The sequence below is a fragment of the Achromobacter sp. K91 genome (genome assembly GCF_003576205.1).
Taxonomy (GTDB): domain Bacteria; phylum Pseudomonadota; class Gammaproteobacteria; order Burkholderiales; family Burkholderiaceae_B; genus Achromobacter; species Achromobacter aegrifaciens.
In genome coordinates this window covers 1-24,739 of sequence record NZ_QWFB01000024.1, presented here as the reverse complement: position 1 = coordinate 24,739, position 24,739 = coordinate 1, and the positions used below count along the sequence as shown (strand labels likewise).

General features: G+C 67.0%; 23 protein-coding genes and 1 pseudogene. 8 read left to right on the top strand and 16 right to left on the bottom strand.

From position 1 onward, the window contains the following. Nucleotides 1-89 precede the first annotated feature (89 nt). The 4 genes from DXK93_RS06315 to DXK93_RS06300 form a co-directional block, all read right to left on the bottom strand. Nucleotides 90-971, bottom strand: coding sequence for a DMT family transporter (locus DXK93_RS06315; RefSeq protein WP_119449646.1), 882 nt, complete (start codon nt 969-971; stop codon nt 90-92). A gap of 373 nt (nt 972-1,344) precedes the next feature. Beyond that, complete coding sequence (locus DXK93_RS06310; RefSeq protein ID WP_119449645.1) at nt 1,345-3,972, bottom strand: AAA family ATPase; 2,628 nt, start codon at nt 3,970-3,972, stop codon at nt 1,345-1,347. After that, entirely contained in the window at nt 3,969-5,096 is a 1,128-nt protein-coding gene (locus tag DXK93_RS06305) for a DNA repair exonuclease (RefSeq protein ID WP_119449677.1), read from the bottom strand. The genes DXK93_RS06310 and DXK93_RS06305 overlap by 4 nt, the downstream gene beginning before the upstream one ends. A gap of 79 nt (nt 5,097-5,175) precedes the next feature. After that, nucleotides 5,176-6,477 (bottom strand): D-amino acid dehydrogenase, encoded by a 1,302-nt coding sequence (locus tag DXK93_RS06300; RefSeq protein ID WP_054453905.1) that lies wholly within the window; start codon nt 6,475-6,477, stop codon nt 5,176-5,178. A gap of 135 nt (nt 6,478-6,612) precedes the next feature. Between DXK93_RS06300 and DXK93_RS06295 the strand changes: the two genes are divergently transcribed. From DXK93_RS06295 to DXK93_RS06275, 5 genes are all read left to right on the top strand, one after another. Continuing rightward, nucleotides 6,613-7,080, top strand: a complete 468-nt coding sequence (locus tag DXK93_RS06295) for a winged helix-turn-helix transcriptional regulator (protein ID WP_013394098.1) — start codon at nt 6,613-6,615, stop codon at nt 7,078-7,080. A 127-nt stretch (nt 7,081-7,207) separates the two neighbouring features. After that, nucleotides 7,208-7,867 carry a DUF502 domain-containing protein gene (locus DXK93_RS06290; protein ID WP_119449644.1) on the top strand — a complete coding sequence of 220 codons (660 nt, stop codon included), beginning with the start codon at nt 7,208-7,210 and terminating at the stop codon, nt 7,865-7,867. A 33-nt stretch (nt 7,868-7,900) separates the two neighbouring features. Beyond that, complete coding sequence (locus DXK93_RS06285) at nt 7,901-8,146, top strand: RNA-binding S4 domain-containing protein (protein ID WP_119449643.1); 246 nt, start codon at nt 7,901-7,903, stop codon at nt 8,144-8,146. Nucleotides 8,147-8,179: 33 nt separating this feature from the next. Further along, entirely contained in the window at nt 8,180-8,755 is a 576-nt protein-coding gene (locus DXK93_RS06280) for a restriction endonuclease (protein WP_054453899.1), read from the top strand. 13 nt (nt 8,756-8,768) lie between these two features. Continuing rightward, nucleotides 8,769-9,140 carry a DUF2784 domain-containing protein gene (locus DXK93_RS06275; RefSeq protein WP_119449642.1) on the top strand — a complete coding sequence of 124 codons (372 nt, stop codon included), beginning with the start codon at nt 8,769-8,771 and terminating at the stop codon, nt 9,138-9,140. Nucleotides 9,141-9,148: 8 nt separating this feature from the next. Here DXK93_RS06275 and DXK93_RS06270 read toward each other — a convergent pair whose 3' ends face one another. The 3 genes from DXK93_RS06270 to DXK93_RS06260 all read right to left on the bottom strand — a co-directional run bounded on the left by DXK93_RS06270 (nt 9,149) and on the right by DXK93_RS06260 (nt 13,051). Then, nucleotides 9,149-10,276: an acyl-CoA dehydrogenase family protein gene (locus tag DXK93_RS06270; protein WP_119449641.1), complete on the bottom strand. Its 1,128-nt coding sequence runs from the start codon at nt 10,274-10,276 to the stop codon at nt 9,149-9,151. A gap of 132 nt (nt 10,277-10,408) precedes the next feature. Then, nucleotides 10,409-12,226, bottom strand: a complete 1,818-nt coding sequence (locus DXK93_RS06265) for a glycoside hydrolase family 15 protein (protein ID WP_054453891.1) — start codon at nt 12,224-12,226, stop codon at nt 10,409-10,411. A 3-nt stretch (nt 12,227-12,229) separates the two neighbouring features. Further along, on the bottom strand, nt 12,230-13,051 hold the full coding sequence (locus DXK93_RS06260) for a glucose 1-dehydrogenase (protein ID WP_054453889.1): 822 nt from the start codon (nt 13,049-13,051) through the stop codon (nt 12,230-12,232). A gap of 161 nt (nt 13,052-13,212) precedes the next feature. Between DXK93_RS06260 and DXK93_RS06255 the strand changes: the two genes are divergently transcribed. Further along, nucleotides 13,213-14,307 (top strand): sensor domain-containing diguanylate cyclase, encoded by a 1,095-nt coding sequence (locus DXK93_RS06255; RefSeq protein ID WP_082400964.1) that lies wholly within the window; start codon nt 13,213-13,215, stop codon nt 14,305-14,307. 60 nt (nt 14,308-14,367) lie between these two features. Here the strand turns inward: DXK93_RS06255 and DXK93_RS06250 are convergent, their stop codons facing one another. The 6 genes from DXK93_RS06250 to DXK93_RS06225 all read right to left on the bottom strand — a co-directional run bounded on the left by DXK93_RS06250 (nt 14,368) and on the right by DXK93_RS06225 (nt 20,408). After that, nucleotides 14,368-16,098 (bottom strand): ABC transporter substrate-binding protein, encoded by a 1,731-nt coding sequence (locus DXK93_RS06250; protein WP_119449640.1) that lies wholly within the window; start codon nt 16,096-16,098, stop codon nt 14,368-14,370. Between the two features lie 116 nt (nt 16,099-16,214). Continuing rightward, nucleotides 16,215-16,523, bottom strand: a complete 309-nt coding sequence (locus DXK93_RS06245; RefSeq protein WP_054453883.1) for a DUF2160 domain-containing protein — start codon at nt 16,521-16,523, stop codon at nt 16,215-16,217. A gap of 19 nt (nt 16,524-16,542) precedes the next feature. Then, complete coding sequence (locus DXK93_RS06240; protein ID WP_054453881.1) at nt 16,543-17,355, bottom strand: carbohydrate ABC transporter permease; 813 nt, start codon at nt 17,353-17,355, stop codon at nt 16,543-16,545. After that, a complete protein-coding gene (locus tag DXK93_RS06235; protein WP_054453879.1) occupies nt 17,348-18,238 on the bottom strand; it encodes a carbohydrate ABC transporter permease in 891 nt (296 codons plus the stop codon). The genes DXK93_RS06240 and DXK93_RS06235 overlap by 8 nt, the downstream gene beginning before the upstream one ends. Continuing rightward, complete coding sequence (locus tag DXK93_RS06230) at nt 18,235-19,323, bottom strand: ABC transporter ATP-binding protein (RefSeq protein WP_054453877.1); 1,089 nt, start codon at nt 19,321-19,323, stop codon at nt 18,235-18,237. The genes DXK93_RS06235 and DXK93_RS06230 overlap by 4 nt, the downstream gene beginning before the upstream one ends. After that, the gene (locus DXK93_RS06225) at nt 19,323-20,408 is read right to left on the bottom strand and encodes an ABC transporter ATP-binding protein (protein WP_119449639.1); all 1,086 of its coding nucleotides are present in this window, start codon (nt 20,406-20,408) and stop codon (nt 19,323-19,325) included. The genes DXK93_RS06230 and DXK93_RS06225 overlap by 1 nt, the downstream gene beginning before the upstream one ends. A gap of 210 nt (nt 20,409-20,618) precedes the next feature. Here DXK93_RS06225 and DXK93_RS06220 point away from each other — a divergent pair, with 210 nt between their 5' ends. Further along, nucleotides 20,619-21,410 (top strand): DeoR/GlpR family DNA-binding transcription regulator, encoded by a 792-nt coding sequence (locus DXK93_RS06220; protein WP_013394120.1) that lies wholly within the window; start codon nt 20,619-20,621, stop codon nt 21,408-21,410. A 5-nt stretch (nt 21,411-21,415) separates the two neighbouring features. Continuing rightward, nucleotides 21,416-23,014 carry a glycerol-3-phosphate dehydrogenase/oxidase gene (locus tag DXK93_RS06215; RefSeq protein ID WP_119449638.1) on the top strand — a complete coding sequence of 533 codons (1,599 nt, stop codon included), beginning with the start codon at nt 21,416-21,418 and terminating at the stop codon, nt 23,012-23,014. A gap of 49 nt (nt 23,015-23,063) precedes the next feature. Here DXK93_RS06215 and DXK93_RS06210 read toward each other — a convergent pair whose 3' ends face one another. The 3 genes and pseudogenes from DXK93_RS06210 to DXK93_RS06200 all read right to left on the bottom strand — a co-directional run. Further along, a complete protein-coding gene (locus DXK93_RS06210; protein ID WP_054453873.1) occupies nt 23,064-23,663 on the bottom strand; it encodes an HD-GYP domain-containing protein in 600 nt (199 codons plus the stop codon). A gap of 165 nt (nt 23,664-23,828) precedes the next feature. Then, nucleotides 23,829-24,509 carry a type 1 glutamine amidotransferase domain-containing protein gene (locus DXK93_RS06205; protein ID WP_119449637.1) on the bottom strand — a complete coding sequence of 227 codons (681 nt, stop codon included), beginning with the start codon at nt 24,507-24,509 and terminating at the stop codon, nt 23,829-23,831. Beyond that, nucleotides 24,506-24,739: pseudogene (locus DXK93_RS06200) on the bottom strand (NADP-dependent oxidoreductase); the annotation flags it as partial. The gene DXK93_RS06205 and the pseudogene DXK93_RS06200, both read right to left, overlap by 4 nt.

Below are 24,739 nucleotides of genomic sequence, written 5' to 3'. Positions count from 1 at the left end.
TCGATACCTGGGGAAAACCCGCGACCCAATGAGTTGCCCCGCGGGCGCACTCAAATCCGCTCGCGGGGTCATGCCTCAACTGGCAACGGTCAGGTCTGCACCGCTTTCGCCGCTGGCGCCGGACTGCGCAACACCAGCATCAGGCCCAGCAGGATCGCCGCCATCCCGCCCAGACTCAACGCCGACAACCGGTTGCCCAGGATGAGGTAATCCAGGGCTGCCGTGCCGGCCGGCACCAGATAGAACAGGCTGGTGACATTGACCAGGTTGCCAGCCTGGATCATGCGGTAGAACAGCAGGGTCGCGCCCACCGAGATCACCAGGCCCATCCAGATCAGCGGCAGGATGAAACCGATCACCCACTCCACGCGGATCGGTTGGAATGGCACGAACAGCAGGCACAACGCCAGACTGACGAAGTACTGCAACGGCATGACGTCCATGGGCGCCTGGCGCACGCGTTTCTGCAGCATCGCGCCGCTGGTCATGCAAAGCAGCGCGGCCAGCGCGTAGGCCATGCCGGCCGCGGAAAAACGCGCCATGCCTATGCTCTGGTAGACCACCATCACCAGCCCGCACAAGGCAAGGCCGAGGCCCGCCACGCGCGGCAATGAGTAACGCCTTTCCATCACCGCCAACGTCAGAATGGGCTGCGCGCCCAGCAGCGTGGCCAGCACGCCCGGCGTGATGCCGTGGTCCAGCGCCAGCAGGTAGCAGATGGAGTAGCCGCCGATGAGCAGCAGGCCAGTGGCCGCGACCGTCAGACGCGTGCCCGGCTCTGGCAGCCAGCGCCGCCGCCACGCGCACAACAGCATCAGCGCGGCCAGCGCCAGGATGAAGCGCAACAGCAGGAAGCCGAAGGCGGAGGCGTGGGACAGCCCCCACTTGGCGAAAATCGCGCCGCCGCTCCACAGCAGCACGAACAAGGAAGTGGAGCCATAGGAGGTCCACGCAGATCTATCGAAAGACATGAGGTTTCTACCTGTCGGGGTATGAACAGGCTCCAGCCCCGCCCGCGCAAGCGGGCATAAGCATGCGCTAGACGGATGCAATATGCATCAGGACGTCTGACGAAGCTTTTTGAAAAAAGGCTGGAGTCGCGTTGCGGACGGCGTCAGCCGACGACGACCGCGCTAGGCGGGTAAGCACCCGAGACCACGCCGCAAGGCGGCGCGACCGGCGGCGATACCACCGTGGACACGACAGGAGAAAAACCGGGGGAAACTGCGGAGCGCCGGGACAGCACACGCGCACGCGTATCCGCTGCGCGGGCAGCGGATGCGGAATCGGCGAGGAGCGTGTGGTCAGGCATGGGGCGTAGCCTACCGGCTGCGCGCGGCGCGGTCAAGCGATGCGCCGCTGCTCCACGCCCATGTCGCGCCACGCTTCGCCATGGCAGGTGAACATGAGGATCTGATGCCGCGTGGCCGCGTCGAACAGCGCGCGCTTCATGAAGTCGCGCCGCGCGTCGTCCGTGTGGACCAGCGCGTCGTCGAGCAGCAGCAGCGTCGGCCGCCCTGCTTCGCGCAGCAGATCGGCATAGGCGAAGCGGGCCAGGATGCCCAGTTGTTCGCGCGTGCCGAAGCTGAGCGCGGACAGCTGGTCCTCGCCGCCCGCGCGGCGCAGCGCGGCGGGCAGCAAGGCATCGTCCAGTCGCAGGTCGGCTTCCGGAAACAGCAGTGCCAGGTAGTGGTTCAGCCGGCGCGCCAGCGGCGCTTGCAGGCGTTGCGTCGCCGCCGCGCGCTTGTCTGCCAGCAGCTTTTGCAGGAGTTCCAGCGCAGCGGCGCGGCGGGCGAAGTCGTCGCGCCGCCGTTCCAGGCGTTCGCAGGCGGCCTCTGCTTCAGACAGGCGTTCGCCCAGCCCTTGGGCGCCCGCCTGGTCCAGCTTGCCTTGCAACTGCAGGATTTCGCCGTGGCGCTTGTGCTGCGCCTCGCGCTCGATCGCGGCGGACTTCTCGTAGCGCTGCACATCCTGTTCGACCAGCTCGGGACGGTGGCCAGCCAATGCCGCCTGCGCCTCGCGCACGCGGCGCTCCAGTTCGTCGTGGCTGCTGCGGACCTCGGCGAGCCTGCCTGCGCGGGCCTGCCGCTGCGTCGCGCGCTCGGGCGATTGGAGCTCGGCGCTGCGCGCCGCCGCCTGGTTTTCCAGCAATTGGGCGCGCGCGCCGTCGGTGTCCATGGTGCGCTGTGCGGCGGCCAGCGCGGTCTCGGCCTGCGCCGAAACCGCCTCGGCCTCGCGCAGGGCCTGGAGCGCCCCGGGCAGATCGCCGCCGCCGTCCGCCTGCGGCGCAGCTGGCAGCTTGTCCAAACGTTCCTGCAATTGCACGCGACGCGCCAACGCGTCGTCGCGCTGGCCACGCAGAACGTCCACGCCCTTGGGCGCATGGATGCCCAGCGTCTTGCGCATGCCGTCCAGCTCGCGCAGCAAGGCGCCATGGCGGGCGTAGCGTTGCTCGGCCTGCGCCAGGCTCTCGACGTCCAGGCGTTGCAGCAAGGCCGCGCTGGCCGCCCGAGCCGCGTCGATTTCGCGCTTGAGCGCGGGCAAGTCCTTGCCGCCCGGCTCGATGCGCAAGCGCCCCACGCCCGGCAGCTCCAGTTCGGCGGCCGCCGTCAGCAGGACCTCGTCCGCGCCGCTCAGCATCCGGCCGTCCAGCAGCGCCCGGCCGCCCGCTTCCAGCTGATAGGACAGGCGCGTGGCGCTGGCCTGCTGCTGCAATTGCAGGTTGGCCAGTTCCCGTTCGCTTTTGCGCAGGGCTTCGATGTCGGCGTCGGCGATTTCGATCCGCATGGTCTCGGCCTTGAGCGCGGAGCCCTGCTCGATCAATGCGGTGACTTCCTTCAATGCGCCGTCCAGGCGTTCGATCTCCACGCCCAGCTGGAGCAGTTGATGCTCCAGGTCGCGCCGGTCGGCCACGGCCTGCACCGAAGTAACGCGCTGGCGCGCCGCGTCCACCGCGGCCGCATGCGCCTGGCGCTGCTGTTGGGCGCGCGCCAGCGGTTCGCGCGCGGCCTCGACCCGGGCGCGCGCGGCGCGGGCCTCGCTGGCCAGCGACTGGAGTTCGGCCTCGTCCTGCTGGTCGCGCCGGACCTGGTCCTGCAACAGCGCCAGCGTTTGCGCGGCTTGCGCCTGTTCGCGGCGCAGCCCTTCGAAGGCTTCGCGCTCCTTGGCCAGGGCCGCCAGGCGCGCACGCGCCTCGGCCGCCTTGGCTTCGAAGTCCTTCCAGGGCTCGCCGGCCTGGGCGCGCTCGTGGTCGCGGCGCAATTCGGCCAGGCGGTCCACGTCGGCGTTCAGCTGCGCCATGGCCTGCGCGCACTCGTCGCGTTCGGCCGCGGCGCGCGTCAGCGCATCTTCGGCTTCCTTGTAGACGCCCTTGGGGCGGCCATTGCGTGCGTCCAGCAGCGCGCCGCGTTCGGCGGCCACGCGCTCGTACAGGCGGTCGCCATCGCCCGAAGCCAGCTCGCCGGACAGCTGCGTCAAGGCCTCACGCAGATGCGCGCCCGCATGGCCGGCCGCTTCCTGCAGATTCTGGCCGTCGCCCTGCTGGATCCACAACAGGCCCGGTATGCCCGCCAGGTCCGGCTTGCTCTGGCCGCGTCCCGGCAGTTCAAAGCCCAGCAATGCGGCCAGCGCGTTCTCGGCCTCTTCGCCGTCCAGCCGTTGCGCGCCGCCATCGATCAACAGTTCGCAGCGGGCGCGCGACAGGAATTGCTTCTTCAGCACATAGCTGTGTCCGGCATGCGTGAATTCCAGTTCCACGCTGGGTCGCGCGCCGGACTCGCCGTGCGGCGCCAGGTCAGCGACCTTGCTGGTGCTGTAGCGTTCAAGAAAGGCGGAACGGATGGCCGCGGCCACGGTGCTCTTGCCGGCTTCGTTCGGGCCCACGAACAGGTTCAGGCCGTCCTGCAGCCCTTCCAGCGCCATGGGCTGGCGGAACTTGCGGAATTCTTCCAGGGCGATGCGCGAGAGCTTCATTTGGCGGCTCCCGGCGCGGCGCTTTCGCGCTGGAACCGCAGCAGCAGCCGCAATGCCTCGCCCGCAACCGCAGATTGTTCCGGGTCGGCTTGCAATGCCTGCAATTGCGCCGCAACTTCGCCCACGTAGCCGCTGGCGCGCAGTTCGGCCAGGTCGGCTTCGTCCGGTTCCAGCATGAGGCCGGACAGGTCCGGCAGCAGCGCACGCACCTGCGCCGCGGCCTGGTCCACGGCGCGTTGCAGCGCTTCCCAGGTTTCCATGTTGACGTGCCCTTGCAGGTCCAGCCGCAGCACATCCTCGGCGCGCAGCTCGGCCATGCGCGCGGCCAGCGCCTGCGCGTCCGAGGGCAGGCTCAGCGTTTCCGACCAGGCCGACCAGCGGTACTTGCCCGTAGCCAGCCGCTCGACGGCGGGCGTGGCGCCCGGCGCCTCGATGCGCACATGCAGCGCGTACCCCGGTTCGTTGCCGCGGAAGCGGTCCTGCTCCGGCGTGCCGGCGTACCAGGTGCGCTCGTCGATGGACAGACAGCCGTGCCAGTCGCCCAGCGCCAGATAGTCCAGCCGCGCGCGAACCGCGCGGTCCGGGGCGATGGGATTGGTGGCATCGATGGTGTCCGGCAGGCGGCCCGCCACGCTGCCGTGCGCCAGGCCCACGCGGATGCGGCCGGCTTCGGTTTCCAGCGCGTCGAAGGCCTGGGTCACGTCGTCGTAGGTATGGCGTTGCGTCAGGGGCGCGGCCAGCACGGCGAGATTGATCGCCGCCAGATCGACCACGCCGGTGCGCAGCGGAACATGCACGTTGGAAGGGATGCAGCCCAACTGCATCGCCCGGCTCCAGACGCTGTCGGCCAGCGCGGCGTCGTGGTTGCCGGCGATCATGACCCAGGGGCCGGTGTAAGCGGCCATGGCCGCGAACAGGCGGCGTATCGTGCGGTCCGACACGCCCTGCGTGTCGAACACATCGCCCGCCACCAGCACGGCGTCCACGCCGCGCTCCGCGGCCAGCGCAGCGATGCGGGCGACGACGTCGAAGCGGGCCTCGGCCAGCATGGCGGCATCGTCGGTTTCAAACTGGCCGTATTGTCGGCCGATCTGCCAGTCGGCGGTGTGCAGGAAATGGATCATGCGGGCCATTGTAGATGGCCCATGCGCAGTCCCGGCGGCGATATCCGGAAGAATCGCCGCCGGCTTGCCGCAAGCGGAATCAGGCGCTCTTGCCGTCCAGCACCAGCGACTGGCTGGACGCCGCCTTGCGGTCATAGCGCGACAGGCCCAGGCCGTCGGTGCGGATGGCGGGACGCTGGCCCATGACCAGGTCGGCCACCAGCTTGCCCGAGCCGCAGGCCATGGTCCAGCCCAGCGTGCCGTGGCCGGTGTTCAGGTACAGGTTGCCGTAGCGGGTCGCGCCGACCACCGGCGTGCCGTCCGGCGTCATGGGACGCAGGCCGGTCCAGAACTCGGCCTGGGCCACGTGGCCGCTGCCCGGGAACAGGTCGTTGACGACCAGTTCCAGCGTCTTGCGGCGGGCCTCCTTCAGGCGCAGGTCGAAGCCCGCGATCTCGGCCATGCCGCCCACGCGGATGCGCTGGTCGAAACGCGTGACGGCGATCTTGTAGGTTTCGTCCAGGATGGTAGAAACCGGCGCGGCCGATTCGTCCGCCATGGGGATGGTCAGCGAGTAGCCCTTGAGCGGATACACCGGCAGGTCCAGATCCAGCGGCTTGAGGAAGTCGCGCGTGTAGCTGCCGAAGGCGGCGACATAGCGATCGGCGGTCAGGACTTCATTGCCCACGCGCACGCCGGTGATCTGGCCGCCGGCCGTGTTCAGGCCCGACACCGTCTGGCCGTAACGGAATTCCACGCCCAGGCCCTTGGCCATTTCGGCCAGACGCGTCGTGAACAGTTGGCAGTCGCCGGTTTCGTCGTTGGGCAGGCGCAGGCCGCCGCTCAGCTTGTGCAGCGAGCGCGCCAGGGCGGGCTCGGCCGTCACCAGGCGGTTGCGGTCCAGCAGTTCGTAGGGTACGCCCACTTCTTCCAGCACCGCGATGTCGCGGCGCGCGGCTTCCAGCTGGGCCTCGGTGCGGAACAGCTGCAAGGTGCCGCGGGTGCGTTCTTCGTAGTGGATGCCGGTGGACTGGCGCAGTTCGCGCAGGCAATCGCGGCTGTACTCGGACAGGCGCAGCATGCGCTCCTTGTTCACCGAGTATCGTTCGGCAGAACAGTTGGCCAGCATGGACGCCATCCATTTCAGCTGGAACAGGCTGCCGTCCAGGCGTATGGCCAGCGGAGCGTGTTTCTGGAACAGCCACTTGATGGCCTTCAGCGGAATGCCGGGCGCGGCCCACGGCGTGGAATAGCCCGGCGAAACCTGTCCGGCGTTGGCGTAGCTGGTCTCTTGCGCCGCCGAAGGCTGGCGGTCCAGCACCGTGACTTTGGCGCCTTGACGGGCCAGATAGTAGGCGGTGGTGGTGCCGATGACGCCGCTGCCGAGGACGATGACGTGCATGATTCTTTCCGGTGATTGGTTTTGTTCAGGAATTTCGGTAGTCTATGGGCCTCTCAGCAGTGAAAAGCACTGAAGATTTTGCTTTGCCAGTGCTTTTTCCCGGCCACCTCCTGTTTTTCGATCGCCAAAAGTGAAATGCGCGAGCTAGACCGTATCGACCTGAAAATCCTGGATATCCTGCAGCGGGAAGGCCGTATTTCCGTGACCGAACTGGCCGACCGGATCAGCCTGTCCGCCACCCCCTGCTCCGACCGCGTCAAGCGCATGGAGCGCGAAGGCGTCATCACGGGTTACCATGCGCGCGTCAATCCGGCGGCGCTGGGCAAGAACCTGCTCGTCTTCCTGGAGATCAAGCTGTCGGCCAAATCCGGCGACGTGTTCGACAAGGTCAAGAAAGAGCTGCTGTACGTGCCCGAAGTCATGGAATGCCATCTGGTGTCCGGCGACTTCGACTACCTGGTCAAGGCCCGCCTGACCGAAATGAACGAATACCGCCGTCTCCTCGGCGAAATCCTCAAGCGCCTGCCCGCGTCCGCCGAATCGCGCAGCTACGTGGTCATGGAGGAGATCAAGGAGACCCTGTACCTGCCCGTGGACCGCTAGGCGCGCGCCGCTTCCGCTGATCGCACGCCGATTGTTACCGGTCGGGCCCGCGCCGGCTGCTATGCTGGCGGCCCTTCGGCGCGTGCCTTTGCCGCGTAATCCGACCCTAATTTATTTGCCTATGTCTATGACTCGCCTCTATAAATACTTCTTCCGCGGCCTGATTACCGTCCTGCCGCTGGCCCTGACGATCTACCTGCTCTATATCTTCCTGGCGTGGACCGAAGCCGTGGCGCTGACCTTCCTGCGCCCCTTCATCGGCGGGTTCTATGTGCCGGGCATGGGCCTGGCGCTGGGCATCCTCGGCATCCTGGCCATCGGCTACCTGGTGTCCAAGGAACGCGTGCAGCGCGTGCTGGTGCTGCTGGAAATGCCGTTCACCAACCTGCCGGTGGTCAAGAGCATCTATTCGTCGCTGAAGAGCTTCGCGGACTATTTTTCGCCCAGTTCCAAGAACACCGCCCAGCAGGTCGTGATCCTGCGAGTGCCGGGCCAGCAGCTGGAACTGGTCGGCCTGGTCACCCGCCGCAACATGGAAGGCTTGCCCGAAGGGTTCACCCAGGGCGAGCGCGTGGCCGTATACCTGCCGATGGGCTACATGATCGGCGGCTATACCGTGTTCGTGCCGCAGGAATGGGTCCAGCCCATCCAGATGTCGGTCGAGGAAGCCATGCGTTCGTCCCTGATCGCCTGGATGGCTCGCGCCGAAACCAGCAACAACCGTCCCGCCGCGCAGGAGCCCCCCGCCCCTGCCCAGGACGGCGCCAACGGCGGCGGCCAAGCCTGAGCGCCCCGCCCCCACCTCTACCAGACTCTCGCTATGCCCTTCATCGAATTCACGCTGGCCGAAGGCAGCCCCTATATTGAAGTGAACCAGCTGCTCAAGGCCACCGGCGTGTGCGACAGCGGCGGCGCGGGCAAGATGCTGGTGGCCGAAGGCCACGTCAGCGTGGGCGGCGTGGTCGAAAGCCGCAAGACGGCCAAGATCCGCGCCGGCCAGATCGTGACCTGCGGCGACGTGCGCATCGTCGTGCGCGGCCCCGACGCCGGCGACGCAGACGCCTGAAGCCCTCCACACCACGCATCACCGCGAGCCGCCATGAAACTCAAGATGTCCCAGAACTCCATTTTTGCGGTGCTGCTGCGCTCGCCCTGGTGGATGAGCGCCGGCGTGGCCGTGCTGCTGTCGGCCGCCGGCTTTGCCGCGCTGCCGCTGGAGTACGCCGCGATGGGCGTGTTCGCCGCGGTGCCGTTCGCGGTCATCGCCATCATGGCGGCCTACAAGCAATTGCGCGCGCCCTCGGGCGCGCGGGTGCAGGCCGTGGCCGAAGCCGCCGCCGGCATGTCCTGGGCGGAATTTTCCAAAACCGTCGAAGCGGGCTTTCGCCGCGACGGCTGTGAAGTGCAGCGCCTGCAATTGCCCGGCGCCGATTTCGCGCTGAGCAAGGACGGCCATGTCGCCATGGTCAGCGCCAAGCGCTGGAAGGCCGCCCGCGTCGGCGTCGAACCCTTGCGCGAACTGCAGGCGGCGCGCGAGAAGCGCGGCGCGCGCGAAGCCATCTACATTGCGCTGGGCGAGGTCTCGGACAACGCCCTGCAATACGCCAAGTCGCAAGGCGTGTCGCTGATGACCGCGCCTGAACTGGCCAAGCTGCTGCGGGACCTCAAGCCCTGAGGCGGACACGGCCATGAGCTATCGACTGCTCGCCGACCTGGTGCTCATCGTGCACGGCCTCTTCGTTGCCTTCGTCGTATTGGGCGGCCTGCTGGCGTTGTGGAAGCGCTGGATCGCCTACCTGCACCTGCCCGCGCTGGCCTGGGGCGCGCTGGTGATAGGCATGGGCTGGATCTGCCCGCTGACGCCGCTGGAGATTTCGCTGCGCCAGCAGGCCGGCCAGCAAGGCTATGGCGGCGGCTTCATCGAACACTACATACTGGCGCTGATCTACCCCGAAGGCATCACCCGCGGCACGCAGATCGTACTGGCGGCCTTGCTGATCGCGGGCAACATCGTCGTCTACACGCTATGGGCGCGGCGCGGCCGGCGCCTGCCGGCCTAGCGTTTCGTTCACAGGGCCCGGGCGATCACCAGGCGCTGGATGTCGCTGGTGCCTTCATAGATCTGGCAGACGCGCACGTCGCGATAGATGCGTTCCACCGGAAAGTCCTTCAGATAGCCGTAGCCGCCCAGGGTCTGGATGGCGGCGGAGCAGACCTTCTCGGCCATCTCGGAGGCGAACAGCTTGGCCATGGACGCTTCCGTCAGCGCCGGCCTGCCGGCCTCGCGCAAGGCTGCCGCGTGCAGCACCATCTGGCGCGCCGCATGGATCTGCGTGGCCATGTCGGCCAGCCGGAACGCGACCGCCTGATGCTCCATGATGGGTTTGCCGAAGGCCTGCCGGTCGCGCGCATAGTCGCGCGCGCACTCGTAGGCCGCGCGCGCCATGCCCACCGACTGGGACGCGATGCCGATGCGCCCGCCCTCCAGGTTGGACAGGGCGATCTTGTAGCCTTCGCCCTCAGCGCCCAGCCGGTAAGCCGCCGGAATGCGCATGTCCTCGAACGCGATCTGGCAGGTGTCGGACGCATGCTGGCCGAGCTTGTCTTCCACCCGCAACACCTTGTAGCCCGGGGTATCGGTGGGCACGATGAAGGCCGAGATGCCGCGCTTGCCGGCATCCGGGTCGGTCACGGCGAATACGATCACCACCTGGCCGCTGCGCCCCGACGTGATGAACTGCTTGGCGCCATTCAGGATGTAGTCGTCGCCATCGCGGCGCGCCCGGGTGTGCAGGCTGCTGGCGTCCGACCCCGCCTGCGGCTCGGTCAGCGCGAAGGCGCCGATATGCTCGCCCGTTGCCAGCGGACGCAGGAACTGTTCTTTCTGCGCGTCGGTACCGAACTTCAGGATGGGCATGCAGGCCACCGAATTGTGCACGCTCATGATGGTGGAGCAGGCGCCATTGCCGGCCGCGATTTCCTCCAGCGCGACCGCATACGAGATATAGCCGCTGTCATTGCCGTCCCAGGCTTCGGGCACCAGCATGCCGAAAAAGCCCAGTTGCGCCATTTCGGCGATGGCGTCGGCGGGATAGTGATGGTCGCGGTCCCAGCGTTCCGAGTTGGGCGCCAGGCGCTCCTGCGCGAAGCGGCGCGCCATTTCCTGGACGCTGAGCTGTTCGTCGGTCAAAAGCATGCTTGTCTCTCCTGGATGCGGTGGCGGCCGATGCGCGGCCTGCTCTGTTCTGCGGTTCGGCGCCCGACTTGGGGCGGCCGTCAGATCGCCAGAATACACCGCGCCGGCAGGCGCTGGACGCCGCCGCGCGGCCTATTCCCGCGGCGCGTCCTGCTCGCTGCGCTGACGCGCCGGGCCGCTCGCCCGGCTCAGGTTGTAGGCGGTATTGACCAGCCCGATGTGCGAGAACCCCTGCGGGAAATTGCCCACCAGGCGGCGCCGGCCTACGTCGTATTCCTCGGCCAGCAGGCCCAGGTCGTTGCGCAGCGCCAGCAGCCGCTCGAACAGGCGTTCGGCGTCATCGATGCGCCCCTGCATGACGTAGGCGTCGGCCAGCCAGAAGCTGCAGGCCAGGAACACGCCTTCGTCGCCCGGCAGGCCGTCGCTGGCATGCTGATTGGAGTAGCGCAGCAGCAAGCCATCGCGCAGCAGTTCGCGCTCGATGGCGCGCACCGTCCCCGCCACCCGCGGATCGTCCGCGGGCAGGAAACCCACCTGGGGGATGAGCAGCAGGCTGGCATCCAGCTCATCAGATCCATAGCTCTGCACGAAGCTGCCGCGCGCCTGGTTGTAGCCGTGCTTGCAGATGTCCGCCCGGATGCGGTCGGCAAGCCGCTGCCATTCATCGCGCGGCCCGCGCAGGCCGAAGCGATCACAGGATTGCACCGCGCGGTCGAAGGCCACCCAGCACATCAGGCGCGAATGGGTGAAGGCGCGGCGCTCGCCGCGAACTTCCCAGATGCCGTGGTCCAGGTCCTGCCAACGGCGCTTCAATGGCTCCAGCAGCACGTTCTGCAGGCGCCAGGCCTCGGCCAGCGGCGCCAGATCCGCGGCGCGCGCCGCATACAGGGTTTCGATGAGTTCGCCATAGACGTCCAGCTGGCTCTGGCCGGCGGCGCCGTTGCCCCGGCGCACCGGCAGGCTGCCCTCATAGCCCGGCAGCCAGGGGATTTCCAGTTCGGGCAGCCAGCGTTCGCCCGCGATGCCGTACATGATCTGCAACTGATCGGGATGCCCGGCCACCGCGCGCAACAGCCATTGGCGCCAGGCCTCGGCCTCCTCGCGGTAGCCGGCATTGAGCAAGGCGTAGAGGGTCAGCGCCGAATCGCGCAGCCAGCAATGCCGGTAGTCCCAGTTGCGGCTGCCGCCCAGGGCCTCCGGCAGCGAGGTGGTAGGCGCGGCAATGATGCCGCCGGTGGGCTGGAAGGTCAGCAGCTTCAAGGTAATCAGCGAGCGCACCACGGCCTCGCGCCCTTCTTCGCTGCCCTCCCAGCGACAGCGCTTGGCCCATTCCTGCCACCAGGAAATGGTGCGGTCCATGCTTTCCACGCGATCCGGCACGAAGTGCGGCGTGCGGTGCGAACGGTGGTAGGACAGCGTAAACGGCACCACCCGGCCCGGATGCACGGTGAAGCGCGCCGTGGTGGTGAGTTCGTGCCCCGCCAGGTCCACCGGCGTGTGCAGTTCGACCGCGTCGGGGCCCGCGATGGCGCTCAGGCCATAGTCGCGCCGGCGCACCCAGGGAACGGCCTGCCCATAGTTGAAGCGCAGCGCCATCTCCATGTCCATCTGCACGTGTCCGGATTCGCCGCGCACGATGCGCACCACGTCGGCGCGCTCGTCGTCGTCGCTCAAGGGCATGAAGTCGTACAGCAGCGCCGTGCCCGAGCCGGTTTCGTAGCGCGTTTCCAGCACCGCGGTATCCGGCACATAACGGCGCGACACCGTGCAGCGCTGCGCGTGCGGCGCGATGCGCCAGCGCCCGTGCCGTTCATCGCCCAGCAACGCCGCGAAGCAGGCGGGGGAATCGAAGTGCGGCAGGCACAGCCAGTCGATGGAGCCGTCGCGCGCCACCAGCGCAGCCGACAGCATGTTGCCGATCAAGCCATAGTCTTCCAGGGGCTTGGACATGGCCTAGCCCGCGCCCCGGAATTCGGGATACAGCGTCATGCCGCCGTCGACGAACAAGGTCGTGCCGGTGACGTAATCCGAGGCGTCGCTGGCGAGCCAGACGGCGGCCCGCGCCACGTCTTCGGGTTCGCCGATGCGGCCGTAGGGAATCAGCTGCAACAGCCTGGCCAGGCTTTCCGGCGTATCCCAGGCCGGCTGGTTGATAGCCGTGCGTATGGCGCCCGGCGCAATCGAATTGACGCGTATCCGGGCCGGCGCCAGCTCCTGCGCCAGGGATTTCATCAGCATCGATACGCCGCCCTTGGACGCCGCGTAATTCACCTGGAAGGCCCAGGGTATGACCTCGTGCACGGAACTGATGAAGAGGATGTTGCCCGCCGCCCATCCCTGCCGCGCCGGGTCGACCGGCTGTGACTGGAACTGCTGCGCAGCGGCGCGCGCGCACAGGAACTGCCCCGTCAGGTTCACGTCGATGACGCGCTGCCAGTCGGCCAGCGTCATGTCCGCAATCGGCGCGGGATGCTCTATGCCCGCGTTGTTGACCAGGATGTCCAGGCGCCCGTAATGCTGCAGCGCCTGCGCAAACAGGTGCTCCACCTCGGGCTCCTTGCTGATGTCGGCGGCCGCGGTGACGGCCGAACCGCCCTGCCGCTGGATCGCTTCGGCGACGGCGGCGGCCCGCCCCTGAGAATCGCCGCCCGCGCGATGATTCACCACCACCTGCGCGCCAGCGGCCGCCAGCCCGATCGCGATGGCCCGGCCTATGCCGGAAGATGCGCCTGTCACCACGGCCACCCGGCCGCGCAGTTCGCTCGCGTGATGCATGCCTGCCTCCCTGGCGGCCGCTACGCATCGAGCCCGGCCGCCGCGTGTAGAACGTCCAGCGTAGTCCCGCGAGCGGGTTACATGCAACCCGCGGCACAGCGTGCATAATGGCGGACATGCGCGGCCCGCGCTCCTCACGGAGCGTCGGGCCGCAGGTTCATATGCCCACCCGTATGCCCATGCTTCCTGGAGACGCCGTGCTGGATCCAATACTTGCAGAACTGTCGACCACCCTGCCCGAGGCCAAGTCGGTCGAACAGCTGACGCGACCGCTGCTGGACATGCTGGGCGCGGTGACCGGACTGGAATCCACCTATCTCACGTCCATCGACCTGAAGGCGGATCTCCAGAGCATCCGCTACGCGCGCAACGCCGGCACACTGCAAATCCCCGAAGGCCTGTCCGTGCCCTGGGACGACACCCTGTGCAAACGCGCGCTGGACGAAGGCCGCATGTGCACCAGCGATGTCTCCAGCTGCTGGCCGGATTCCGACGCGGCCCGGCAACTGGGCATACAAACCTATCTGAGCGCCCCGGTGCGCACCGATGACGGCGTGCTGTTCGGCACCCTGTGCGCCGCCAGCGCCACGCGACACCAGATCGAACCGCAGGCCGAATCGGTGCTGAAACTGTTCTCCAGCGTGATCGCCCGCTTCCTGGAACGCGAAATGCTGATGGAGCAGCTGCACGCGGCCAACGTCCAGCTCATGTCATATGCGCTGACCGACACCCTGACCGGCCTGCCCAACCGCCGCGCGCTTTACGAGGCGCTCGACCGCTTGCAGGCGCGCGCCATCCGCGAAGGCGGCAGCGTGCTGGTCGGCGTGATCGACCTGGACGGTTTCAAGGGCATCAACGACGTCTACGGCCACCAGCAAGGCGACGTGTTCCTGCAGGAGGTATCGCGCCGGATCTCCGCGGCCCTGCGCGGCTCTGACATGCTCGGCCGCATAGGCGGCGACGAATTCGTGCTGATCGGCCCCGGCCCTGCTTTGGTGGCGGGTGACGGCCCCCATGGCGTGCACGCGCCGCGCGGCGACGCCGAAGAAGCCGCCCGCTCCCTGGAAGAGCGCGCCACCGCCGCCACCGTGGGCCGCTACCAGCTCGGCGAGGCGACCGTCCCGTACGAAGGCGCCAGCGTCGGCGTGGTGGCGCTGGATCCGCGCGGCCTGGACGCTGAAGCGGCGGTACGCCTGGCCGATGCCCGCATGTATGAAGTCAAGCGCGCGCGCAAGGCGGCGCGCGTCATACACTGACGGGCAAAAAAAGGACCCGGCGCGATGCCGGGTCCAGGCCGTGCGCAGCGTTCGGCCGGCTTACCTCACCTTGCCCTGCTTCCACGCATCCAGCAGCTTCTCATAGGCGATCGTCTCGCCCTTGGGCTTTTCGTTGGCCAGCTTCTTCCACGGCGCGTGCTGGTCCGACAGCCACTTTTTGGGGTCGCTCTTGGGGTTGAGCTTGGGCGCGCACTGCGCCATGCCGGCGCGCTCCAGACGCGCCATGACCTGATCCATTTCATTGGCCAGGTTGTCCATGGCGGCCTGCGGAGTCTTTTCGCCCGTGACCGCGGTGGCGACGTTCTTCCACCACAGCTGCGCCAGCTTGGGATAGTCAGGCACGTTGTTGCCGGTGGGCGTCCACGCCACGCGCGCCGGGCTGCGGTAGAACTCGATCAGGCCGCCGTAGTTCGCCGCGTTCTTGGTGAAGAACTCGCTGTTGATGTCGCTGTCGCGGATGAAGGTCAGGCCGGTGATGGACTTCTTCAGCGACACCGACTTGGACGTGACGAACTGCGCATACAGCCAGGCCGCGGCCATCTTGTCGGGGTTGGTGGACTTGAAGAAGGTCCACGAGCCCACGTCCTGGTAGCCGTTCTGCATGCCGTCCTTCCAGTACGGGCCGTAGGGCGACGGGGCCATGCGCCACTTCGGCGTGCCGTCGTCGTTGACCACCGGCAGGCCCTTCTTGGTCATGTCGGCGGTGAACGCCGTGTACCAGAAGATCTGCTGGGCGATCTGGCCCTGGGCCGGCACCGGGCCGGATTCCGAGAAGGTCATGCCCATGGCCTGCTGGGGCGCGTACTTCTTCATCCAGTCCACGTACTTGGTCAGGGCATAGACCGCAGCCGGACTGTTGGTGGCGCCGCCGCGCGCGACCGACGCGCCGACCGGGGTGCACTTGTCGTCCGCCACGCGGATGCCCCACTCGTCCACCGGCATGCCGTTGGGCAGGCCCTTGTCCGCGGCGCCGGCCATGGAGAGCCAAGCGTCGGTGAAGCGCCAGCCCAGCGACGGGTCCTTCTTGCCGTAGTCCATGTGGCCATAGACCTTCTTGCCGTCCAGTTCCTTTACGTCGTTGGAGAAGAAGTCGGCGATGTCCTCATAGGCGGACCAGTTGGTGGGCACCCCCAGCTCGTAGCCATACTTGGCCTTGAACTTGTCCTTCAGGTCCTGGCGCGCAAACCAGTCGGCCCGGAACCAGTAGACGTTGGCGAACTGCTGGTCGGGCAGCTGATAGAGCTTGCCGTCCGGAGCGGTGGTGAACTTGGTGCCGATGAAGTCCTTCAGGTCCAGGTTGGGGTTGGTCCACTCCTTGCCCGCGCCCGCCATGTAGTCGGACAGCGGCAGGATGGCGCCGTAGCGGTAGTGCGTTCCGATCAGGTCGGAATCGGAGATCCAGCCGTCGTAGATGGACTTGCCCGACTGCATCGAGGTCTGCAGCTTCTCGACCACGTCGCCTTCCTGGATCAGGTCGTGGTTGACCTTGATGCCGGTGATCTCGGAAAAAGCCTTGGCCAGCGTCTTGGACTCGTATTCGTGCGTGGTGATGGTTTCGGACACCACGCTGATTTCATTCACTCCCTTAGCCTTGAGCTTGGCGGCGGCCTCGATGAACCACTTCATCTCGGCCATTTGCTGGTCCTTGGACAGCGATGAAGGCTGGAACTCCGAATCGACCCACTTCTTCGCTTCCGGTTCGCCAGCCCAGGCCGCCGACGTCCCGATCAGTGCGATGGCGGCTGCCATGGCGTGCATGCGCAATTTCATGACCTGTCTCCTCGATAAGTCTTCCCCATCGTTTGCTGCGGACCGCTGGCCGGGGAAGACGCTGGCCGATAGTCCTTACCAACCGCTTGAATACGCGAGGGGTCTGGCGCCCCTCTTCAACCTTTCCTCATGACGAAAGCCAGCAGCAGCATGGACGCGATGAAGCTGATCCACACCGATGGCGGCTCGTCCAGCGAAAACCATTCCGCTGCCTTCTGGCCGAACCCCAGGAACGCCAGGTTGAGCCAGGCCGCAGCCATCAGGCCGATGAAGAGGCGGTCGCCGCGCGTGGTGCGCAGGGGCAGGAAGCCCTTGCGCTCGGCCGTGGGCGATTTCAGTTCCCATACCGTCATGCCTACCAGCATCAGCACGATGCAGGAAAAGAACACAGCGACGGGAGTGGTCCATACCATCCAGCTGAACATGAGCGCGCCCTCCTTGCCTCTACACCCGGCCCATCGCGAAGCCCTTCGCGATGTAATGCCGCACGAACCAGATGACGATGCCGCCCGGCACGATGGTCAGCACCCCCGCCGCAGCAAGCACGCCCCAGTCCATGCCGGAGGCCGATACGGTACGGGTCATGGTGGCGACGATGGGCTTGGCGTTGACCGAGGTCAGCGTGCGCGCCAGCAGCAGCTCCACCCAGCTGAACATGAAGCAGAAGAACGCCGCCACGCCCACGCCCGATTTGATCAGCGGCAGGAAGATCGTCAGGAAAAAGCGCGGGAAGGAATAACCGTCGACATAGGCGGTCTCGTCGATCTCGCGCGGCACGCCGGACATGAAGCCCTCCAGGATCCAGACCGCCAGCGGCACGTTGAACACCAGGTGCGCAAGCGCCACGGCCAGGTGCGTGTCCATCAGGCCGAAGGAGCTATAGAGCTGGAAGAACGGCAGCAGGAACACCGCGGGCGGCGTCATGCGATTGGTCAGCAGCCAGAAGAACACATGCTTGTCGCCAATGAAGCGGTAGCGCGAAAAGGCGTAGGCGGCCGGCAGCGCCACGGCCAGCGAGATCACCGTGTTGATGACCACGTAGATCAGCGAGTTGATGTAGCCCGAGTACCAGGCCGGGTCGGTGAAGATGGTGCGGTAGTGCTCGAAGGTGAAGTCGCGCGGCCACAGCGTCAGGGTGCTGACGATTTCGGTATTGGTCTTGAACGACATGTTCAGCATCCAATACAGCGGCAGGATGGCGAAGACCAGGTACAGGGTCAGGAAGACGCCGCGCCAGCGGGAATTTTTCTCACGCATTTGAGCGCTCCTCGTCAAAGCCGCCGGTGGTGCCGGCGCGTTGCATCCAGTTGTAGAGGATGAAGCACAAGAGCAGGATGATGAGGAAATAGATGATGGAGAACGCGGCCGCCGGCCCCAGGTCGAACTGGCCCACCGCCTTCTGCGTCAGGTACTGCGACAGGAAGGTGGTGGCGTTGCCCGGCCCGCCGCCCGTCAGCACGAACGGCTCGGTGTAGATCATGAAGCTGTCCATGAAGCGCAGCAGCACCGCGATCATGAGCACGCCCCGCATCTTGGGCAGCTGGATGTAGCGGAACACCGCCAGGCGCGACGCGCCGTCGATGCGGGCGGCCTGGTAGTAGGCGTCGGGTATCGCGCGCAAGCCCGCGTAGCACAGCAGCGCCACCAGCGGCGTCCAGTGCCACACGTCCATGACCAGCACCGTGACCCAGGCGTCGACGTCGTTGCCGGTGTAGTTGTAGTCCACGCCCAGCCAGGACAGCGTGGCGCCCAGCAGGCCGATGTCGGTGCGCCCGAACACCTGCCAGATGGTGCCCACCACGTTCCAGGGAATCAGCAGCGACAGCGCGATGATGACCAGCACCGCGGAAGCGCGCCAGCCGCTGGCCGGCATGGACAGTGCCAGCAGGATGCCCAGCGGGATCTCGATGGCCAGCACGGCCAGCGAAAAGCCGATCTGGCGGAACAGCGCGCCATGCAGTTCTTCATCCTGCAGCACGGCGGCGTACCACTCGGTGCCGACGAAGACGCGGCGCTCGGGCGAGATGATGTCCTGCACCGAATAGTTGACGATGGTCATCAGCGGCAGGATGGCCGAGAACGCCACGCACAGCACCACGGGCAGGACCAGGAACCAGGCCCTGTGATCTATGGGTTTCATCGGATCAGCTCCTCGTCGCGGTAAAAGCAGGTGTGCGGATTCAGCGCCGACAACCAGACCGTGCCGCCAGCCGCGGCCGGGACGATGTTGCTGGCCAGCCGGGCGCGCACCGGCGTGCCTTCGAAGTCCGCCACCAGCAGCGTGTAGGTGCCCACGTCCTGCACCCGCTCCACGCGCATGGCCAGGGCGCCGGGCGCGCCCGGCTCGGTAATGCGCAAGTACTCCGGACGCACGCCCAGCTTCACGGGGCCCGCGCCGTCCAGCTTTGCCGCCATCTCCGCCGGCACCCCGGCGACGCGGCTCTTGCCCACCTCCAGGCCGCCGTCGCGCCATTGCGCCGGCAGGAAGTTCATGCCCGGCGAGCCGATGAAATGGCCCACGAAGGTATGTGCCGGCCGCTGGAACAGGTCATCCGCGGTCCCGACCTGCACCGCCCTGCCGCGCGCCATCACCATGACCTCGTCGGCAAAGGTCAGCGCCTCGGTCTGGTCGTGCGTCACGTAGATCAGCGTCAGCTTGAACTCGTGGTGGATTTCCTTGAGCTTGCGGCGCAGCTCCCATTTGAGCTGCGGATCAATCACGGTCAGCGGCTCGTCGAACAGGATGGCCGACACGTCGCTGCGCACCAGTCCGCGCCCCAGCGAGATCTTCTGCTTGGCGTCGGCGGTCAGGCCGCTGGCGCGCCGGTCCAGCACATGCGACATCTCCAGCATCTCGGCGATGCGCCCGACCCGCTCGCCGATGAGCTTGGGCGCCATGCCGCGGTTGCGCAGCGGAAACGCCAGGTTCTCGGCCACGGTCATGGTGTCGTACACCACCGGAAACTGGAACACCTGGGCGATGTTGCGCGCCTGCGGCGTCTTGTCCGTGACGTCCTGGCCATCGAACAGGATGCGCCCGTGCGACGGCCGCAGCAGGCCCGACACGCAATTGAGCAGCGTGGTCTTGCCGCAGCCGGACGGACCCAGCAAGGCGTAGGCCCCGCCGTCCTTGAAGGTGAACGAAAGCGGCAGCAGTGCGTAGTCCTCGTCGGTCTTGGGGTCCGCCACGTAGGAATGGGACAGGTCCAGCTCGATCTGCGCCATCAGGCCGTCTCCCCAGCGCCCGCCGGCTGCCGCGGCGCCGCCAGCAGCGCGCCGCCCGCGCCGAAGGCATAGGTCTGCGCCGGGTCGAAATAGAACTGTACGCGGTGGTCCAGCGTGTAGCGGTGGACCCCGGGCAGTTGCGCCACCACGTCGCCCGCCGCCGTCTGCGCATGCACGAAGGTGTCGGATCCGGAGATCTCGGCCAGCTTCACCACCCCGGGCAGCGCGATGTGGCCGGGTCGCGGCTCGACATCGAGAGCGCCGGCGCGCAGGCCGGCGGTGATCTCCGCATCGGCGCCTTGCGGCAGCGCCCGCTCCACCGCCAGGTCTCCCTGCAGCACGAAGCCCGACCCCGTACGGCGCGCGGGAAACAGATTCATGGGCGGGTCGCTGAAGGCGCGGGCCACGCGGATGGAATTGGGGCGATGGAAGACCTCGGCCGTGGGGCCGTATTGCAGCAATTCGCCCGCATCCAGCACCGCGGTGTGGCCACCCAGCAACAGGGCCTCGCCCGGCTCGGTCGTGGCATAGACCACCGTGGAGCGCCCTTCGGCGAACAATTCGGAAAGTTCGTCGCGCAGTTCCTCGCGCAGCTTGTAGTCCAGGTTGACCAGGGGCTCGTCCAGCAGGATCAGCGGCGCGTCCTTGGCCAGCGCCCGGGCCAGCGCCACTCGCTGCTGCTGCCCGCCGGACAGCTCCGAGGGGTAGCGCTCCAGCAGGTGGTCGATGTGCAGCCGCGCCGCCATGGCGCGGACTTTTTCGCTGATGTCCGCCGCCCCGCGCAGCTTGAGCGGCGAAGCGATGTTGTCGTAGACCGACATGGACGGGTAATTGATGAACTGCTGGTAGACCATGGCGACGTTGCGCTGGCGCACCGGCACGCCGGTCACGTCGGCGCCGTCGACCAGCACGCGGCCCTCGGTGGGCCGGTCCAGCCCGGCCATGATGCGCATCAGCGAGGTCTTGCCCGCCAGGGTGGCCCCCAGCAATACCGTCATGGCGCCCTCGACGGGGGCCAGGCTCATGGGATACAGGAGCGTCTGCGAGCCGGCCCGCAAACCTACCCTGTCCAAGTTCAGCTGCATCTGGTCTCCTCTACCTACTTATACGTCCCTGTTTTTACGGCGGACTTCGGTATTCGGTACAGCGGTCTCGGCCTGCATTCAAGCGAACAACAGGATGAGCATACTCTTTCAGATAGCTTTCGTTTATTGTGCGTTTTACTCAAGAAGCGAACAAAAAACAATCTTGCGGCGCGTCATTATTTTTCGCTTTTGTTGTTTTACTATACGAACATGACACTGAATCCCAGACAGAGCGCCCTGATCGAAATGGTGCGGGCCCAAGGCTCGGCCTCGATCGAGGAACTCGCCAAACGCTTTGACGTCACGCTGCAGACCGTGCGGCGCGACGTCAATATTCTTTCCGAAGCGGGCCTGCTGTCGCGCTTCCATGGCGGCGTGCGCATCGAAGCGTCCACCATCGAGAACATCGCCTACCGCAAGCGCCAGGGCCTGCACGCCGCCGGCAAGCAGCGCATCGCCGAGGCCGTGGCCCGCGCCGTGCCCGACGGCTGTTCGCTGATCCTGAACATCGGCACCACCACCGAAGCCATTGCGCGCGCCCTGCTGCGCCATCGCGGCCTGCGCGTCATCACCAACAACCTGCACGTGGCCGACATTCTCTCGGACAACCCGGACTGCGAAGTCATCGTGGCCGGCGGCGTGGTGCGTTCGCGCGACCGCGGCATCGTCGGCGAAGCCACCATGGACTTCATCCGCCAGTTCAAGGTCGACATCGGCCTGATCGGCATCTCCGGCATCGAGGCCGACGGCACGCTGCGCGATTACGACTTCCGCGAAGTGCGCGTGGCGCGGACCATCATCGAACAGTCTCGCGAAGTCTGGCTCGCCGCCGACAGCAGCAAATTCAAGCGCCAGGCCATGGTGGAACTGGCGCACATCTCGCAAATCGACCGCTTCTTCACCGACGCGCATCCGCAAGAGCCGCTGGCGCAAGTCCTGCTGGACGCCGGCGTGCGCTGCGACGTGGCGGCCGCCCCGAATACCTTGAAGCAAACACCTTGAATCCCATGAACCAACCCCTAGCCTCCGTCGCCCCGCCCGACCGCAACCGCCTCCTGAACACGCTGGACAACACGCACTCCTGGGACGTGATCGTCATCGGCGGCGGCGCCACCGGCCTGGGCACGGCGGTCGATGCCGCTTCGCGCGGCTATCGCACCCTGCTGATCGAAGGCGCGGACTTCGCCAAGGGCACGTCCAGCAAGGCCACCAAGCTGGTGCACGGCGGCGTGCGCTATCTGGCGCAGGGCAACGTCAGCCTGGTGCGCGAAGCGCTGCATGAACGCGGCCTGCTCAACCGCAACGCGCCGCACCTGGTGTGGCCGCTGGGCTTCGTGGTGCCAGCCTACAACCTGTTCGACCAGCCCTTCTACGGCATCGGCCTGAAGATGTACGACATGCTGGCCGGCAAGCTGAACCTGTCGCCCAGCCGCTGGCTGTCGCGCCGCGACACGCTGGCCAATGCGCCGACGCTGGCCGAGAACGTGCAGGGCAAGAATCTCAAGGGCGGCGTGCTGTACTACGACGGCCAGTTCGACGACGCCCGCCTGGCCGTAAGCCTGATGCGCACGCTGTTCGACCTGGGCGGCACCGCGGTGAACTACATGCGCGCCACCGGCCTGACCATGACGGGCGGCAAGGTCGACGGCGTAACGGTGCAGGACGCGATCGGCGGCGCCAGCTTCACGTTGCGCGCGCGCTGCGTGGTCAATGCCACCGGCGTGTGGGTGGACGCGGTACGGCGCATGGAAGACAAGAACGCGCAGACCATGGTGGCACCCAGCCAGGGTGTGCACCTGACCTTGCCGCAGGATTTCCTGCCGGGCAAGCGCGCCATCCTGATCCCCAAGACCGACGACGGCCGCGTGCTGTTCGTGGTGCCATGGAACGGCCACACCATCGTCGGCACCACCGATACGCCGCGCGACGATCTGCCGCTGGATCCGCAGGCGGGCGCGCAGGATGTGGATTTCATCCTCAGCACCGCGGCGCGCTATCTCAGCCGCAAGCCCACGCGCGACGACGTCACCAGCGTCTGGGCCGGGCTGCGTCCGCTGGTCAAGGCCACGGGCGAAGCCTCCACCAAGTCCTTGTCGCGCGAGCACACCATCCTGGTGTCCAAGGCCGGGCTGGTGACCGTCACCGGCGGCAAGTGGACCACCTACCGCCGCATGGCGCAGGACGTGGTCGACACGGCCATCCAGCACCAGCTGCTGACGCAGGCCACCTGCCGCACGGAATCGCTGCCGCTGCATGGCGCGGCGGGCCTGGCGCCGTCGCAGGAGCATGCCGGCACGCCGGACAGCTACTACGGCAGCGACCTGCCGGCCCTGAAGGCGCTGCCCGGCGCGGACCGCATGCTGGTCAGGAGCAGCGGCTTGTCGGAGGCGCACGTGCGTTTCGCCGCACGGTACGAACTCGCGCGCAGCGCCGAGGACGTGCTGGCGCGGCGCAACCGCGCCTTGTTCCTGGACAGCGAGGCCGCGATGCTGGCGGCGCCCGAAGTGGCTCGCATCCTGGCCGAAGAGCTGGGGCATGATGCCGCGTGGCAGCAGCGCACGCTGCAGGAATTGGCGGTGGTGGCAGCGAATTACCGCTTGAAGTGACCGCCCATCCGGAGTGCCCGACCCGTCGGCGATGCTGACGGGATCTGCGCTACGGAACCCTTAGGGGGCTCTTCGCGATCATCGCTTCGAACGTGCGCAACAGGGCCGGGTCGCATTTGGCGCCGGCTTCCTGGTTCAGGATGCGCATGATCTCCGCATGCGTGCGCGCAGGATGGTAGGGACGCGCATCGCCCAGGGCGTCGTAGGAATCTGCCAGCGAAATGATGCGCGAATGCAGCGGAATGTCCTCGCCCGCCAGTCCTGCGGGATAGCCCGAACCGTCGAAGTGTTCGTGATGATGGCGCACCGCCCGCGCGATCAGCTCGCGTTGCGGAATGTCGCTGTGCATGATGATGTCGGCGCCCACTGCGGCGTGCGCCTTCATGATTTCCCAATCGTCCTTGTCCAGCCGCTTCGGCGAATACAGCACACGATCCGGCGTGCCGATCTTGCCGATGTCATGCAGGCGGGCAGCGACCGCGACCGCCTCCTGTTCGGATTCCGGCAGGCCGCAGGCCCGGGCCAGCGCCACGCTCAGCGCAACAACTCTTTCGGAATGGCGGCCGGTGGCCGGGTCGCGCGCCCGCATGGCGGCAAACAAGGCCGCCACGCAGGAGCCAGCGGGATATTCGGGTACGTCTGGAGGCATCGGTCATCGCGCGCAATGGGCTCTTGCCGCTTTGCGCTGTAGCAAAAGGTCGCGATTCTGACACATTGCGCAGCAATCCTTGCCGATCAGATGCCGCGCGCCAGGGCAAAGCAGAGCCGGACCCGCCCCCGCATCCCGCGGGAACCGGGTCCGGCCCGCCAGCGCTCAATCCTTCAACCTGTCCAGCAGCGCCTGCGCCACGCCGACGGAAGATGCAGGATTCTGGCCCGTGACCAGCAAGCCATCGCCGACCACGTGCGGCTGCCAGTCCGGGCCGCTGCTGTACTGCCCGCCCAACTGCTTCAGCTCGTCCTCGACCAGGAAAGGCACCACGTCGCTCAACTGCACGGCCGCCTCTTCGGCATTGGAAAAGCCGGTGACCTGCCTGCCCTGCACCAGCGGCTTGCCGTCGGCCGTCTTGGCGTGGCGCAGCACGCCGGGCGCATGGCATACGGCCGCAACGGGCTTGCCCGCCGCCAGCATGGTCTCGATCAGCGAGACCGAATTGGGATCTTCCGCCAGATCCCACAAGGGGCCGTGGCCGCCCGGGTAGAACACGGCGTCGTAGTCGGCCGCCTGCACCTGCGCCAGCCGCAAGGTGGCGGCCAGTTGCCGCTGCGCGTCCTTGTCCTGGCGAAAGCGCCGCGTGTCGTCGGTCTGGGCGTCGGGGTCGTCGCTCTTGGGGTCCAGCGGCGGCTGGCCGCCTGCGGGCGAAGCCAGCGTGACCTTGGCGCCCGCGTCGACGAAGGCGTAGTACGGCGCAGCGAATTCTTCCAGCCAGAATCCGGTCTTGCGGCCGGTGTTGCCCAGCGTGTCGTGGGAAGTCAGCACGATCAGGATGTTCATGTGGCGCTCCTTTCGTCCGGGCCGACGCGCACAATGCGCTTGCCGGCGTTTTCACCCCTGAGCAGCCCGATCAGGCCGCGCGGCGCGTTCTCCAGTCCATCGACCACGTCCTCGCGATACTTGATGCGGCCTTGCTTGATCAAGCCTTCCATCGCCTCGCGGAATTCGCCGTAGCGGTGCGCGTATTCGTTGAAGATGATGAAGCCCTGCATCTTGAGGCGCTTGGTGAG

Bases quoted from the DNA above. Each gene is read 5' to 3' on its own strand.
- DXK93_RS06215 (WP_119449638.1), top strand. From the start codon at position 21,416: ATGAACCAACCCCTAGCCTCCGTCGCCCCGCCCGACCGCAACCGCCTC.
- DXK93_RS06315 (WP_119449646.1), bottom strand. From the start codon at position 971: ATGTCTTTCGATAGATCTGCGTGGACCTCCTATGGCTCCACTTCCTTG.
- DXK93_RS06290 (WP_119449644.1), top strand. From the start codon at position 7,208: ATGACTCGCCTCTATAAATACTTCTTCCGCGGCCTGATTACCGTCCTG.
- DXK93_RS06285 (WP_119449643.1), top strand. From the start codon at position 7,901: ATGCCCTTCATCGAATTCACGCTGGCCGAAGGCAGCCCCTATATTGAA.
- DXK93_RS06265 (WP_054453891.1), bottom strand. From the start codon at position 12,226: ATGTCCAAGCCCCTGGAAGACTATGGCTTGATCGGCAACATGCTGTCG.
- DXK93_RS06210 (WP_054453873.1), bottom strand. From the start codon at position 23,663: ATGCCTCCAGACGTACCCGAATATCCCGCTGGCTCCTGCGTGGCGGCC.
- DXK93_RS06235 (WP_054453879.1), bottom strand. From the start codon at position 18,238: ATGAAACCCATAGATCACAGGGCCTGGTTCCTGGTCCTGCCCGTGGTG.
- DXK93_RS06305 (WP_119449677.1), bottom strand. From the start codon at position 5,096: ATGATCCATTTCCTGCACACCGCCGACTGGCAGATCGGCCGACAATAC.
- DXK93_RS06240 (WP_054453881.1), bottom strand. From the start codon at position 17,355: ATGCGTGAGAAAAATTCCCGCTGGCGCGGCGTCTTCCTGACCCTGTAC.
- DXK93_RS06300 (WP_054453905.1), bottom strand. From the start codon at position 6,477: ATGCACGTCATCGTCCTCGGCAGCGGCGTCATCGGCACCACCACCGCC.
- DXK93_RS06280 (WP_054453899.1), top strand. From the start codon at position 8,180: ATGAAACTCAAGATGTCCCAGAACTCCATTTTTGCGGTGCTGCTGCGC.
- DXK93_RS06295 (WP_013394098.1), top strand. From the start codon at position 6,613: ATGCGCGAGCTAGACCGTATCGACCTGAAAATCCTGGATATCCTGCAG.
- DXK93_RS06205 (WP_119449637.1), bottom strand. From the start codon at position 24,509: ATGAACATCCTGATCGTGCTGACTTCCCACGACACGCTGGGCAACACC.
- DXK93_RS06255 (WP_082400964.1), top strand. From the start codon at position 13,213: ATGCCCACCCGTATGCCCATGCTTCCTGGAGACGCCGTGCTGGATCCA.
- DXK93_RS06270 (WP_119449641.1), bottom strand. From the start codon at position 10,276: ATGCTTTTGACCGACGAACAGCTCAGCGTCCAGGAAATGGCGCGCCGC.
- DXK93_RS06220 (WP_013394120.1), top strand. From the start codon at position 20,619: ATGACACTGAATCCCAGACAGAGCGCCCTGATCGAAATGGTGCGGGCC.
- DXK93_RS06225 (WP_119449639.1), bottom strand. From the start codon at position 20,408: ATGCAGCTGAACTTGGACAGGGTAGGTTTGCGGGCCGGCTCGCAGACG.
- DXK93_RS06275 (WP_119449642.1), top strand. From the start codon at position 8,769: ATGAGCTATCGACTGCTCGCCGACCTGGTGCTCATCGTGCACGGCCTC.
- DXK93_RS06260 (WP_054453889.1), bottom strand. From the start codon at position 13,051: ATGCATCACGCGAGCGAACTGCGCGGCCGGGTGGCCGTGGTGACAGGC.
- DXK93_RS06230 (WP_054453877.1), bottom strand. From the start codon at position 19,323: ATGGCGCAGATCGAGCTGGACCTGTCCCATTCCTACGTGGCGGACCCC.
- DXK93_RS06245 (WP_054453883.1), bottom strand. From the start codon at position 16,523: ATGTTCAGCTGGATGGTATGGACCACTCCCGTCGCTGTGTTCTTTTCC.
- DXK93_RS06250 (WP_119449640.1), bottom strand. From the start codon at position 16,098: ATGAAATTGCGCATGCACGCCATGGCAGCCGCCATCGCACTGATCGGG.
- DXK93_RS06310 (WP_119449645.1), bottom strand. From the start codon at position 3,972: ATGAAGCTCTCGCGCATCGCCCTGGAAGAATTCCGCAAGTTCCGCCAG.